Origin of the sequence: Paraburkholderia sp. BR14374, from assembly GCF_040948685.1 — a bacterium.
In the GTDB taxonomy this organism is placed as follows: Bacteria; Pseudomonadota; Gammaproteobacteria; order Burkholderiales; family Burkholderiaceae; genus Paraburkholderia; species Paraburkholderia youngii.
This window is the reverse complement of the sequence record NZ_JBFPKF010000003.1, coordinates 39514-52393: the sequence shown is the minus strand read 5'-3', so window position 1 is coordinate 52393 and position 12880 is coordinate 39514. Positions and strand designations below refer to the sequence as shown.

Genomic DNA, 12880 nt, shown 5'->3' with positions numbered 1-12880 from the left:
CGGAGATACGAATGAGTGACTTTGACGTAATCGTGCTTGGCACAGGGGCTGCGGCACTGACGGCTGCTGTGACAGCCCACGAAGGTGGTGCGCGCGTTGCAGTGTTCGAGAAGCGTGGTGATGTCGGCGGTACGTCGGCGTGGTCGGGGGGCCAGATTTGGATTCCGAATCACGGTCTGCCAACTCCGGGTCGCGAAGACTCGCGCGAGAAGGCCCTCACTTATCTGGCCGCCCTCTCGCATGGCACGATCCTTCCGGAAATTGCTGAAGCCTTCGTGGATGCGGGCCCGGAGATGATCGACTTCCTGGGCAAATGCTCCCCGGTTACGTTCGATTGCATTTACAACTTCCCTGATTACCATTCGGAATTTCCGGGTGCCATGCGCGAAGGTGGTCGTACGCTCGAATGCCACATCTTCCCGTTCGGCAACTTGGGTGAGTGGAAGGACAAGGTTACGGTCTCTCCGTACTGGCCGGATAACAACATCACGGTCGGGGAAACGACGCTGGGTCAACCGGTTCCGACGGAGATCGACCCTGCTGAAAAGCAACGCCGTCGTGAAAATGATGAGCGCGGCATGGGCCAAGCCCTCATCGGTCGTCTGCTTCGCGCATGTCTGGACCGGGGCATCGAACCGCAACTGAACTCGCGCGCCATCGATCTCGTCATGGAGAACGGCGCGGTTGCCGGTGTCAAGATCGAAACGGCAGAGGGCGTGAAGACGGTTACGGCTCCGAACGTCGTGATCGCCACGGGCGGCTTCGAGCACAACAAGGACCTGGTCCGTGCATTCCTTCGTGGTCCGATGACCAAAACGGTTGCAGTTCCGGAAAACGAAGGTGACGGCCTGAAGATTGCCATGAAGGTCGGGGCAATGCTCGGCAACATGCGCGAAGCCTGGTGGATTCCGATCATGCCAATGCCGGAATCGGTCAATGGTACAGGCTTGCAACTTTGCACGTGGGAGCGTACGTTCCCGCGCTCGATCATGGTGAACAAGAAGGGCAAACGTTTCACCAACGAAGCAGCGAACTACAACGCGTTCGGTGCCGCATTCCACGAGCAGGACGTATCGGCGTTCCAGTACGCGAACCTCCCGTGCTGGCTCGTATTCGACCAAGGCTACTACAGCAACAACCCATTCGTCGGCGGCCTCAGCGATGGTTTCGAGCATGGCATGCGCCCACCTGAGTGGATTGCTGCAGGCGAAACGCTGGCGGAACTGGCTGAGAAGGTCGGTATCGACGCCGCGGGTCTGGAAGCTACCGTGAAGCGCTGGAATGAACAGGTGGACGCGCTGGACGACACCGACTTCCAACGTGGCAACGCAGCGAACGACATCTGGTGGGGGTCGCCCGCACACCGCAGTTCGCGTGCGGCAACCATGGGCAAGCTCGACCAAGGTCCGTTCTACGCTATCCCGGTGGAAAGCGGCTGCTTGGGCACCAAAGGTGGGCCGCAAACCGACGTCAACTCGAACGTCCTCGACACAGATGGTAAGCCCATTCAGGGCCTCTATGCAGCGGGCAACGCACAGGCATCGCCGATGGGCATGACCTACGGCGGCGCTGGCGGCACGCTAGGACCCGCTATGGTTTTCGGCTATTTGGCCGGCAAGCATGCAGGCCAGCGCAAAGGCCGAGCCTAAACCGAGCACGTGGTCACTCGTAGGCTGACGAGCGACCTAGGCATAGAGGGGCGTTGATTGGGGATTGTCAACGCCTTTCTTCTATTTCTGTTTTAATTTGAGTATCAGACGTGGGAGGTGCGCTTCAGACGCAAAGCGCGATTGAATTCGTCGAAAGATACGATGGCCAGAAGATCGAGCAGGTTTTGCAGTCGCGAGCCCGACAGGGGCGCCACGTAATCAAATGCGATACCTTGAAGTGTATGCAGAATCAAATCCCGCAGGACTTCGCTGGTCTCTTTGAATTCAGACCAGATCGGGAACTTGTTCACTAGGCTGGTCGAGATTTTCTCATCGAGCGATTTTGACAGGGGTACAAGAATGCGATGCAGGTCCTTATCCGAACGGGCGCTCAGCAGAAGTTCCCTGTAGGCAATAAACGTCGGAACCGCATAGTACTTCTGGAGGGCCGAAATGGTTGCCCGCATGGCCTTCAGATCGGGCTTGCCGCTTGACGGCATCTCGATACGACTAATCGCTTTCTCGTATTCGATTGCCCGTTGCTCGACAATGTAGTTCGCGACGGCTTCGAATACTTCCGCCCGGGATTTGAAGTGGTGCGTCATTGCACCCCTGGAGACCCCAGCCATACTTGCGATTTTCTCGGTCGTGGTTTGCGTATAGCCAATGTCAATCAGGCATTGCACGGCGGCTTCCATCAGCTGCCGCCGCATCAATTGGCTCTTCTCGGCTTGCCAAGTACTGTCCGATCTTGTGGAACGGGACAAGTTGTCTCTAGCGGTCTTCATTGGGCTTTCTGTGAGTGAAGATATTAAGGGTGAAAAGTGCATTACCCGTCGTGTCAGGTCAGAAGCGAATATCAAATTCAACTATCGCACAACTACGTTCCAGAAAGAACTCCAGAAAACTGACGTAGTTGCCTAAAAGTAGGGTTTATGCCTAATTGCTGTGCGGCGTCCACTTTAACATAATTAAAAACAGTCATAGATGTTTCGAAGACAGCAAGAGGGGGAGACAACCATGAGAGGCGGATTGGTGGGCAACGTGTGGCCCAGCGCGGTGCTGGCGGTGACGGGGTTGGGCGGGGGGCTCGGTCTGTACCTGCGAACCGTGTCTGGAGTTGAGAATCAGATTGACGATCTTGGATCGTACTGTCTCGTGCGTATCGCCAGCGTGATGCTGGGGTTTGGCGTCGTCGGCGTTTGCCACCTGGGGGGCTCTTTCGTTAAGAACGGGCAAGCGGGCGGTACGAAGGCGGATTCATGGGGATTTGCCGGTGCGATTATGGCCTCCGTTATGCTTCTCATGGTGTTTTGAGATCGGATTAAATTTGAGCTTCGCCCAAAACTTCGTCTTCCAGCGCGGGTTTCCAGCCAGCAAGGCACGCGTTAAGCATTTGATGAGCAAGAACGGTATCCTGGCGGCCACAAGCGCCGTTACCGCATCACGACTGATTCCCGGCACAAGCTGCCCGTCGCGCCGAACCTGTTGAACCGCGAGTTCGCGCCGGGTGTCGCAAATCGGGTGTTCAGCGCGGACATCACATCATCTGGACCGACGAGGGCTGGCTATATCTGACGGTCGTGCTGGACCTGTTCAATCGGGAAGCCGTGGTCTGACAATGGCATGCGTTGCTCTATGAGCCGCACAGGAAATTGTTGCGACAATGCGCCGACGGAGAGCTTCTTCAACAGCCTAAAAAACTAACGGGTCTATGCAACGCGCCTTCGTACGGATCGCGAAGCGGCGGCGGACTTGCTCGAATACATCGAAGTGTTCTACAACCGCGATCGTCGTCATTTGTCGCTCGGCTTTATATCACCGGCCCAGTTCATGCACGACTGGCTCGCGGCTCAACACGCAAAGGAAGCGGCTGCATAACCCCGTGCCTCTGGAAGGCGAATAACAGAGGGAAGGTCGAATCGCGAATCGCTAATGCGCTGGTATAGCGGGAGAATCAAAGAATGAGCAATGATACAAAAACGCTGCAATGGAGCGATGCGATGCTGTTGGGCCATGGTCCAATCGATGCGACGCATAAAGAATTCGTGATCGTCGTGACCGAGCTTCAGCAGTGCACGGATGCCACAGCAGTCGCGTGTCTAGCAGCGCTTGAACAGCACCTGGATTCCCACTTCTCGATGGAGTTGGAGTTGATGGACAGTACCGCGTTTCCGAACCGCAACTGCCACATGGATGAGCACCAGAAGGTGTCGGATGCGGTTCATCAGGTCCATGAACTGGCCATCGTTGGGGAGGTCAGTCTGGAAGAGATCAAGAGCCTCGCGCAGGCCCTCGTTGACTGGTTTCCTGGACACGCCGAGTACATGGACTCCGCACTCTCCGCGTGGGTGAGCAAGCAAATGTATGGCGGCAAACCCGTGGTCCTTCGTCGCAACTTGACGCCGGATGAGAGCCGAGTTCCGAATCAGCAAGCCGCATAAAAATAATACCAACGTAGCCCGTACATTTATTATTGAATTATCTTTTGGATTCGTTTTGACTTAATAGATGAATATTCAGTGATTGGAATTCGAATTTTTGCAGTTGATAAGTGAATTACTATTGCATAATTTCGACCTGAAAGCGAAAGTCCCTGAAGGAAGCCGCGGCCGGTATGCCGGTGATTCCCTAGGGTCAGCCACGATGGGTCGAGAAACAGGTTTTTTGAGCCACTTTCTGGACCCTCACAGGTAGGTCGGAAAAGAGGGTGTTTTGGTGACCTCGGTCTTTCGTGAAATCGATTGCGTATAGCGCGCGCTCGGGTCTGTCCTTGCGGTACTTGCGGTCCTTACTTCAAAACCAGGTCGCGGGACAATCGTTGGGTGCTCTCCGTCAAAGAAGAGTTGGCGGCTGCCGTCTGCTCCACCAACGCCGCGTTCGAGGCCAGCAGTTCATCGGGTCTGTGCACAGCCTGATCAACCTTGTGCATCCCCCGCTACTGCTCCACGGCGGAGGCCGTGATTTCCTGAGTCATGTCCGACACGCGATTCACCGAAGCCACGATGTTCTCCATGGCCTGACGTGCGTTGGCCACGCTGGACGTCCCCCTCTCGATCTTCGATGCCGAATCGCTGATCAGGGCCTTGATCCCCTTCGCTGACTCCACACTCCTGTTGGCCAACGCCCGTACCTCCTAGGCCACCACAGCAAACTCGCGGCCGTGGCTTCCTGCGCGTGCAACCTCCAGCCTTCGCCTCGTGCGGTCACCAGTCATTGTACGACGACACCGAATCAGGTTTGGTCGTGGGACATCACGTGGGTGCCTGCAGCGATCAACGGCAAGCTTTACTACTGGTACATGGTGCTGGATGTGTTCAGCCGCAAGATCGTGGGCCACGAAGTGCAGGACGCGGAATCTGCAGAACCTGCCAGATTGCTTATGCGGCGCACGAGTCTGGCGGAGGGGCTAGCGGGGCGTCCGCCGGTGCTGCACTCGGACAACGGTAGCGCGATGAAGGGCGCGACGATGCTCGCCACGCTGGAAAACCTGGGCGTGGTGGCTTCGTTCAGCCGACCACGCGTGAGTAACGGGAACTCGTACGCCGAAGCTCAATCCGGAGCGCACGCCCCGGGCCGAATTAGAGCAGTGTGCGTGAAGTGAGGCGACAACTACATTGACAATCACCGATATGGCAGCAGTTCCTTGGCAGCGCGCATCAGGGTCACCTCGTGATCAGCACTCTCGGTAGGCCTATGATGGATTTGCCGGCGGTGTTTCGATGCTGGGATTCCCTTTGAGGTTTCCGCAGAAAATATCCACATTCCCATCTGCCGGACTCGTACGCAACACCAATGCGTAGTTCGAGGACGTCAATCCGTTGATCGGGGCTTCGACGCGACGGGAGATCCACATGATGGACCCTGGGAGGCCGTTACCGAGAATGACCCTCCGCCGGTTCAAATCGTACGCCGGTTGTGGGCCCAACGATCCGCACTGACCTGGATAGATGTAGGTGAAGACGCGGGGTGGAAGGGTGGTCGGATTTGGTACACCACTGATCCAGACTCGCAGCTCGGTCCTTGGTGACCCGCAGCAATCCGGCACGCCGGGGAGCAACGTCGCGACCGCAATCTTTCCCCTGTTGGACTGCGTGGCGTTCAAACGTATGACCACCATTGGCGTGCCACTCAACGTCGTCCCACTCAACGCCTCTTCAGGATATGCCGCTGTGAAGTCCGTCAGAGCCGCCGCAGCAGCAGCCACAACTAGCCAGGATTTGACTTTCATCGCGCCACCTCTTTCTCTTCAGACCTTCAGATCGTTGCGGTTCCACGCAATAAATCCAAATATAGTCCACGCGTAAGAATCTCATAGGAAAATAACGATGCTTTCGGCTTCTTCCTTGTGTTTTGAAAAGCACCGCTTAAGGCGGAGTAGTAACTTGAGGGCAATCTTCGAAAGTCCCATCATTGAGACCGGCCCTGAACTGTAGAAAGGATAATTTATTCAGCTTGGCTTGGCTGGCGGAAGCTGCGGGCCCAGAAGTCCGTGCTGCGCACTCGATCGTTGTCGAGATCGATTGATGTCGGTTAGTGTTCAGCAGCTTTCGAGTACGCGTAAGCCATACAATGATGTTGGACAAAATGGCACCACTAGCATGTCAAACGATTGAGGATGGAACGCGCATCTGATTGACCGCGCAAACACAAAAGAAAAACCTACTCCATGACTGGCTGTCAGCGCCGATTAGAAACTGACCCATCGACGAAGTAAAAATCCCCAGTTGGTTGAAGGACGAGGTGCTCGGCGTAGCCGCGCACCTCGTCGGCTGATCACCGACGATATCCCCGTTCAGGCCCACGCTGACGGGGATTTCGATGATCGATCTGGGAGATGGGATGACGATCTTGGAACTGCATCGGCAGGGGCTGAACGTCTCGGCCATTGCCGCCCGGCTTGGTATGGATCGCAAGACAGTTCGCAAGTACATCCGGGACGGCGTTCAGGCGCCGCGCTACGGTCTGCGTGCGCCGCGACCTTGTGTCGTTGACCCGTTCGTCAGCTATGTGACCGAGCGGGTGCGTGCCTTCCCCGAACTGAGTGTCGAGCGGCTGCTGAGGGAGATTCGGTCGATGGGCTATCCAGGCAGACGCACCGCGTTGGGCGATCTGCTGCGCGAGATACGGCCACCGCGCCAGCGCGGCTTTGAAGTGCGTTTCGAGACGCCGGCCGGTCAGCAGGCGCAGGTGGACTTCGCGCATTTCAACGTTGAATTCGACGACACGCCCGGCCAGCGCCGCTTGATCTGGCTGTTCTCGATCTTGCTGGGACACAGCCGGTATCTATGGGCCTCCCAGTTCGCCGGGCGGCCTTCCTCTCCGCGCGATCGCCAATATTTGTCGTTGTTGTAATTTAGCTGTTGCTCACGATTGTGATCGCTCGCCCGGTTCCGCGACGAACCGGTCCTGCTTCCCTTGCTGCTTCCGCTGCCGCTGTTCTTGCTCATCTTTGTATCTCCGGTTGTGTTCACCGTCTCCAGTGACGGCGAGCACATTTTGAGCCGCCAACTTTAAAAATTAATCCCGATTGCTTGCCGGGTTCGCGAAGGAAGGCGACTCGGACATCTCGGATGCCGGTGCATTACTCGGCAGCTTCGCCGGAGTCGCTCGAGCCGACCCTGTCCAGCTAAGTCCGCAGGCACGCCAGTGCCCGGTCGTCGCTGATTCCGAGTGCTGAGTCCAACAACAGAAAGTTTGCGACCGGTTCGCCGCCTTCGCGGCTGAAGAGATGCGCATCGAACACAGAGTCGTCCAGCGCAAGCCAGTTTTTCAAACGGTTCCCAAATGCGTATTGAGCAATGACATCAGTCCGACCTGAGCCGTTTCGCAAATAGCTAAAACGCGGCTTTATGTCCGAGGTAGTGCCGACGACGCGACGAGCGAGCGCTGGCGGCAGGAATGCGATGACTTGCTCGACTCGGAATCGTTGCAACCACGAGGTAGTAAGCACGATCTCGACGGCCGGGTAGGGCACAAGCATGTCAGCTAGGATTGGAGCGAATTCGAAGAGCGGCCGACCGGAGTCGAGAGAGATCTGTTCGTCTTTGTCTATATAGGAATGGCCTGCGTGAAGCGTTCCGTCGAAGTCGACGAAAAGCGTCGGCGTCGGATTGTCTAGTACACGGGCTGTTTTCGCTTCGGGCTTTTTGGCCGCGGACCGCCGCGACGCGATTTCAAACCAGTTCACCGTATGGCCGACCGCCTGCAAGGCGTCTCCGGCGTCGGACTTCGGCATGACGAGCACGGCAAGTCCTAGTTCCGTCAGCACCTTGAACAGGCGCTCCGTGCCCACAGATTGTCCGGCCTCAATGCGAGCAAGTACGCCCCTCGAGACGCCGATGTAGCTCGCAGCGTCAACAAGCGTGAGTTGACAGGCGAGCCGGGTGCGCTCCACCGATTGTCCCAAAGTCTTCAGATCTATTATTAAGGGGCTTGGTTTGTCGCTGATGTTATTGGAGTGGTGATGCATGTGGTCTAGTTGTCTAAGCACCCGAAGGTTCGCAGATCATAGAAGTCGCGATTGTCGAAGGCGGGCAGAGTCCTTCCCGGAACGCGCGTTCCCAACGCGAGGCTTTACAGTCGACGGCAACGTCATAAACACCCACTTCTTCCTGCGCCGCTTGCCGCTACCGACAGTAACTCACGCGTGCGCTTCATCACCCACGCTATCTCAGCAGGAGAAAAATCCCACAGGCCGGCGCTGACCTTTGCTTTCACACCTTTCTCAGCCCGATCGAGTGCATCGTCCAGCGACAGACTAAACCCAGACATCTTTCGCGAGGCGTACACCGATAGCTGACGGGCAAGATCCTCACAAGCGTCATATCGCGTCCACAGCTCGTCTCCTGCGAGATCGGTGTAATACCGCCCGTCCTTCTCGCTCACCAGAAGCTTGGGCTGTGAACCGGGCACGAGGGCAGGCCACCGCTCTCTCGGGAAATCATCAGGAACCACATGCTGCCTGGTCATCATCTGCTCTTGGATTTCCGACATCGGTAGCACTGCGCCGGGTGCGTTGGGGCGTCGACATGAATGCGATCTCCTCTAGGTCGGGCGCCAAGGGGGCGCCTCAGTCGGTGAGTCTGCTACCTCTGCAGCCATGACCTATGCTAGCGCGATTCTGCTCGTACTAAGGCGGGTAAAATGAAGCCGTTGCGCAGGGAGATATTCTTTTAGACGATTTATGCTTTAATCGCGTTCGATGGGCCAAGTTATACTTTTCCGCCGCAGTCGTAGCCGGCCTGCGAGCCCTATGAACGGACGGCTTATCCTTTAATTTGCGGTCGCGATTTGGTTATCGGCACATTCCGGAACCCTTTTTGTTTTTGGGGCGGCCTTCGTCGGGCGTGGCGTTGCAAATTCGGTTTCGAGCCAGCGCGATTTCTACAGGCGCCGAAGGCGGCGAACTGCCAGCGATCTCAGGAATAGCCGTTGCGCATCCAGCGTAGGGAGCTGTTCCCGTCACCTGGAGGCCGTCATGCAAACCGACCCAACATCGACCCCGCCGCGCCTCCGAATCAGCCGCTGGAGGAATCCGACGGCGAGCCGCGTCCATTGCCCGACGCGCCGCCCGACACCGACCCGCTCGCGCCGGGTTCCTCGCCCGAGGACGAGGAGGCGCTCAAGCGCGCTCCCCGCAAGCCATAAGCGGTGCTCGCGCGTAATCAGGGAAACTCCGTGTAAATGCGGGTGCCGCCCGGCCGTTAATTGAATGCGGAAGGCTTGTTGATACACGCCGTCCGCTTTCAGCACGGGTCTTGTCACGCGGCGGCCGGCGCCGCAATTCACCTCCGGGCAATGCCCGTGCTGAAGGCTTCTTCGCTTGGTCGCGAGCGCATCTTATAGAGACGTGACAAAGCGTGAAATAGAAGACCGTCGCAATGGCGGTTTCTCAAAAGTGAATGCTGATTCGACGAGGCAGGCTAGAACCGATGTGCTGCCGGGGAGTGGCAGCAACTGCTTAAGCTGGCCAATAAGGATCAAGTGAATAAGCGGTCTTGTCGATTCGACAAGTTAATCGGCCCCGCCTGAAACGATTAATTGCTAGACACGCCAAGCTGACTGCATTAACTCGATTAAGTTCCGGCGATTGCAAAATAAATTTCAAACAACGCGGAAAACCATCATTCGAGCCGTTCGATTCCAAGAAATATCGGGGTTTTTTCGTCAGTTTGCTGCGACCCGATTAGGTCGCGCGTATTAAAACACTGTTGCAAACGCACAACTTCGAATATTGGCGCGTTGCAAATTCGTTTTGGCTGGGGCTGGCGATCCGGCACTTAGATCTTGCGATAAACGTTGGAAAAACAACAAGTTATCCCCGCTGGCCCCAGCATTGTTGCGAAATTCGAAAAATCCTGTTGCGTGAATTGTCGGCGTCGATACCAGGGTGTCCCCCTACACTCACGCTTCGCTTCAAGGGTGCCCGGTCGATCCGAACGGGTCGGCCAAGCGGGCGGCGGCGGATGCGATGCATCGGCTGCTGAGGCAGGTCCTGCTCCCCGTATAAATTTTTCGAATTGGAGTTCCCATGAAAAAGAGTCTCATCGTCGTTGCGGCTGCCGCATCGTTCGCTTCGGTCGCTCACGCGCAAAGCAGCGTGACCCTGTACGGTCTGATCGACGCAGGTCTGACCTACACCAGCAACGTTGCTGGCAGCTCCAAGTGGGCAGCAAACAGCGGCGGCATCGACCAGAGCCGCTTCGGCCTGCGTGGCTCGGAAGATCTGGGCGGCGGTCTGAAGGCAATCTTCACGTTGGAAAGCGGCTTCAACATCAACAACGGCCAGTTCGCTAACAACAAGGGCATGTTCAACCGTCAGGCCTTCGTCGGTCTGTCGAGCGCGCAATTCGGTACGGTCACGCTGGGTCGCCAGTACGACGCAGCGCAGGACTACCTCGCACCGTTGACCGCAACGGGCAGCTGGGGCGGCACGTACTTCGCGCACCCGTTCAACAACGACAACCTGAGCACCAACGGTGGTCTGTCGGTCAACAACTCGATCAAGTACTCGAGCGCTAACTACGCTGGCTTCACGTTCGGCGGCACGTACGGCTTCTCGAACCAAGCTGGTGGCTTCGCCAACAACCGTCAGTACAGCTTGGGCGCTGCTTACCAGTGGCAAGGCCTGCACCTCGGTGCTGCCTACGCTCAGCAAAACAACCCGGCTGCTAACACCAGCGGCGCATCGGACGGCGTTCTGGCGAACACGTCGGGCGTCCTGACGGGCAACTTCCGTCAGCGTCAGTTCGGCGCAGGCGCTTCGTACGGCTTCGGCCCGGCGCTGGTCGGCGTGGCCTGGACGCAATCGCGCGTCGATAACCTGGTTGGTGCAGCAGCTGGTCAGCGTCAAGGCCACACCAACAACTACGAAATCAACGGCAAGTACAACCTGACGCCGGCGATGGCTCTCGGCGTTGCGTACACGTTCACCGACGCACGCGGCTACGGCATCAACGCCGACGGTAACGACATGAAGACCCGTTACCACCAGATCGGCCTGCAGGCTGACTACTCGCTGTCGCGTCGCACCGACGTCTACGCTCAGGCTGTGTACCAGCACGCAATGGGCGACGGCGGCGTGGCTTCGATCTACAGCGGCGACAACACGGTTCCGACCTCGTCGTCCAAGAACCAGACGGCTGCTACGGTCGGTCTGCGTCACCGCTTCTAAGCTTCAGCAGAAGCTGCCCGTAGTACAGAAAGGTGCCGTTCGCGGCACCTTTTTTTATGCGCGCGGCAGACCGGTAGGCCGGTTTCCGTATGCGAGCGCCAAAAAAACGGGCGTCCCTGGAGACACCCGTTTTGCGATGACGACCCGGAGCCTTAGAAAATCGTCCGCAGACCGAGCGCAACGCCGGTCTGGTTGTTGCGGCCCGGCAGTTCGACCGAGGCCGCGCCTGACACCTTGTCGAAATCGACGGTGCCGTACACCTCGGTGCGTTTCGACAGCGCGTACTCGGCCAGTCCGACGAACGTGTAGCGATAGCCGCTACCGACCTGACCATTGCCGATCGCCGCGTTCGACATGTGGTCGTAGTACGCGGCGCCCGTCAGCGTCAGCGCGCGCGTGGCCTGCCACGTGACGCCGGCGAACGGTCCGTTGTCGATGCGGCCCGAGCCCTTGACGATATCGACGCCCGGCACGAGCGTCTGCTGCGCGAGCGCGCTGTCGACGAAGCCGGTGTCGTCCTTCGAATGCAGATAGCCGACGTACAGCTTCGTCGAGCTGAACGCATAAACCGCGTTCGCGTTGAAGATGGTCTGCTTGTGATTGCTGTTGTCGCTGTTCTGCTGCACGCCGGCCGCGACCGACAGCGGACCCGCCACGTACGACAGCGTGAAGCCGTACATGTTGCCGGCGCCGAGATGGCCCGGCACCTGGCCCGAGAAGCCGCCCGCGCCGGTCGATGCCGCGTTCGTGCCGAACGAGTACATCGCGGCCACCGTCAGGCCGTTGAACATGCCCGTGTACTTGACCGCGTTATCCGCGTACAGCCCCGCGCCGAGCGCGCCGGGCAGCCACGAGTTCTCGTTGTAGTTGCCGACCGTGAGCGGGTCGTAGGTATCGCCGAGCAGGTCGAACAGCGGCGTCTTCTGGCGACCGAGCGTCAGCGTGCCGTACTGACTGCTGACGCCGACGTATGCGTTTCGATTGAAAATGCGCTGGCTATCCGAGGCCGAGCCGTTCTGCATGTTGATGCCGCTTTCCAGGTCGAAGATCGCCGTGAGACCGCCGCCGAGATCTTCCGAGCCGCGCAGACCCCAGCGGCTGTTGGTGATCGCGCCGTTGGTCATGTACAGACGGTCATCGTTTTTGGCGTTCGAATTCGTCAGATAGCGCACGCTGACGTCGGCGACGCCGTACAGCGTGAGCGAGCTTTGTGCCGAAGCCTGTTCGGACGTCACGACAAGCGCGGCGCCGCCGACGAGCGCGGCGGTCTTGATAAAGCGGATGTGTCTCAAGGGATTTCCTGCGTGTGGAGAGAGATCTTTTAGTTCGGCCGCGGCGGGCGCCGAGGGGGGCGGCGGCGCCGGGCGCGCCGATGATAGACCACGATCCGCGTCGAGCCATCAGCGCGTTGACGCAATAGCCTATTGCCATTCTTGACATTGCGCCGTTCCGGATCACAAAAGTTGACTTTCTCCCAGGCAAGCTTCGAGTAGTCTCGAACGAGTTGACGTAACGACACTACTTTTTGGAGCGACGCCGACACGCGCTTGGCGCG

General features: G+C 58.1%; 10 protein-coding genes and 3 pseudogenes. 7 read left to right on the top strand and 6 right to left on the bottom strand.

All coding sequences use genetic code 11. From position 1 onward, the window contains the following. The first annotated feature begins 11 nt into the window (after positions 1-11). A complete protein-coding gene (locus AB3X86_RS07385) occupies positions 12-1649 on the top strand; it encodes an FAD-dependent oxidoreductase (RefSeq protein WP_368595450.1) in 1638 nt (545 codons plus the stop codon). A gap of 104 nt (positions 1650-1753) precedes the next feature. Here AB3X86_RS07385 and AB3X86_RS07380 read toward each other — a convergent pair whose 3' ends face one another. Beyond that, on the bottom strand, positions 1754-2347 hold the full coding sequence (locus AB3X86_RS07380) for a TetR/AcrR family transcriptional regulator (RefSeq protein WP_368595449.1): 594 nt from the start codon (positions 2345-2347) through the stop codon (positions 1754-1756). Positions 2348-2669: 322 nt separating this feature from the next. On the opposite strand from AB3X86_RS07380, the gene AB3X86_RS07375 reads away from it, so the two are divergent. The 3 genes and pseudogenes from AB3X86_RS07375 (at position 2670) to AB3X86_RS07365 (ending at position 4093) form a co-directional block, all read left to right on the top strand. Then, entirely contained in the window at positions 2670-2966 is a 297-nt protein-coding gene (locus tag AB3X86_RS07375; RefSeq protein ID WP_368595448.1) for a hypothetical protein, read from the top strand. A 43-nt stretch (positions 2967-3009) separates the two neighbouring features. Then, a pseudogene (locus tag AB3X86_RS07370) lies at positions 3010-3530 on the top strand (IS3 family transposase); the annotation flags it as partial. Positions 3531-3613: 83 nt separating this feature from the next. Beyond that, positions 3614-4093 carry a bacteriohemerythrin gene (locus tag AB3X86_RS07365; protein ID WP_368595447.1) on the top strand — a complete coding sequence of 160 codons (480 nt, stop codon included), beginning with the start codon at positions 3614-3616 and terminating at the stop codon, positions 4091-4093. A 494-nt stretch (positions 4094-4587) separates the two neighbouring features. Here AB3X86_RS07365 and AB3X86_RS07360 read toward each other — a convergent pair whose 3' ends face one another. Beyond that, on the bottom strand, positions 4588-4773 hold the full coding sequence (locus AB3X86_RS07360) for a hypothetical protein (protein WP_368595446.1): 186 nt from the start codon (positions 4771-4773) through the stop codon (positions 4588-4590). 63 nt (positions 4774-4836) lie between these two features. Here AB3X86_RS07360 and AB3X86_RS07355 point away from each other — a divergent pair. Next, positions 4837-5202, top strand: a pseudogene (locus AB3X86_RS07355) (transposase); the annotation flags it as partial. A gap of 141 nt (positions 5203-5343) precedes the next feature. Here the strand turns inward: AB3X86_RS07355 and AB3X86_RS07350 are convergent. Then, positions 5344-5880 carry a hypothetical protein gene (locus AB3X86_RS07350; RefSeq protein WP_368595445.1) on the bottom strand — a complete coding sequence of 179 codons (537 nt, stop codon included), beginning with the start codon at positions 5878-5880 and terminating at the stop codon, positions 5344-5346. A gap of 590 nt (positions 5881-6470) precedes the next feature. On the opposite strand from AB3X86_RS07350, the pseudogene AB3X86_RS07345 reads away from it, so the two are divergent. Continuing rightward, a pseudogene (locus tag AB3X86_RS07345) lies at positions 6471-6941 on the top strand (helix-turn-helix domain-containing protein); the annotation flags it as partial. Positions 6942-7278: 337 nt separating this feature from the next. Here the strand turns inward: AB3X86_RS07345 and AB3X86_RS07340 are convergent. Continuing rightward, on the bottom strand, positions 7279-8121 hold the full coding sequence (locus tag AB3X86_RS07340) for an HAD domain-containing protein (RefSeq protein WP_368595444.1): 843 nt from the start codon (positions 8119-8121) through the stop codon (positions 7279-7281). 122 nt (positions 8122-8243) lie between these two features. Continuing rightward, positions 8244-8645, bottom strand: a complete 402-nt coding sequence (locus tag AB3X86_RS07335; RefSeq protein WP_368595443.1) for a hypothetical protein — start codon at positions 8643-8645, stop codon at positions 8244-8246. A gap of 1537 nt (positions 8646-10182) precedes the next feature. Here AB3X86_RS07335 and AB3X86_RS07330 point away from each other — a divergent pair. Then, positions 10183-11325, top strand: coding sequence for a porin (locus tag AB3X86_RS07330; RefSeq protein ID WP_368595442.1), 1143 nt, complete (start codon positions 10183-10185; stop codon positions 11323-11325). 152 nt (positions 11326-11477) lie between these two features. Here the strand turns inward: AB3X86_RS07330 and AB3X86_RS07325 are convergent, their stop codons facing one another. Further along, positions 11478-12608 carry a porin gene (locus tag AB3X86_RS07325; protein ID WP_368595847.1) on the bottom strand — a complete coding sequence of 377 codons (1131 nt, stop codon included), beginning with the start codon at positions 12606-12608 and terminating at the stop codon, positions 11478-11480. Positions 12609-12880 lie beyond the last annotated feature (272 nt).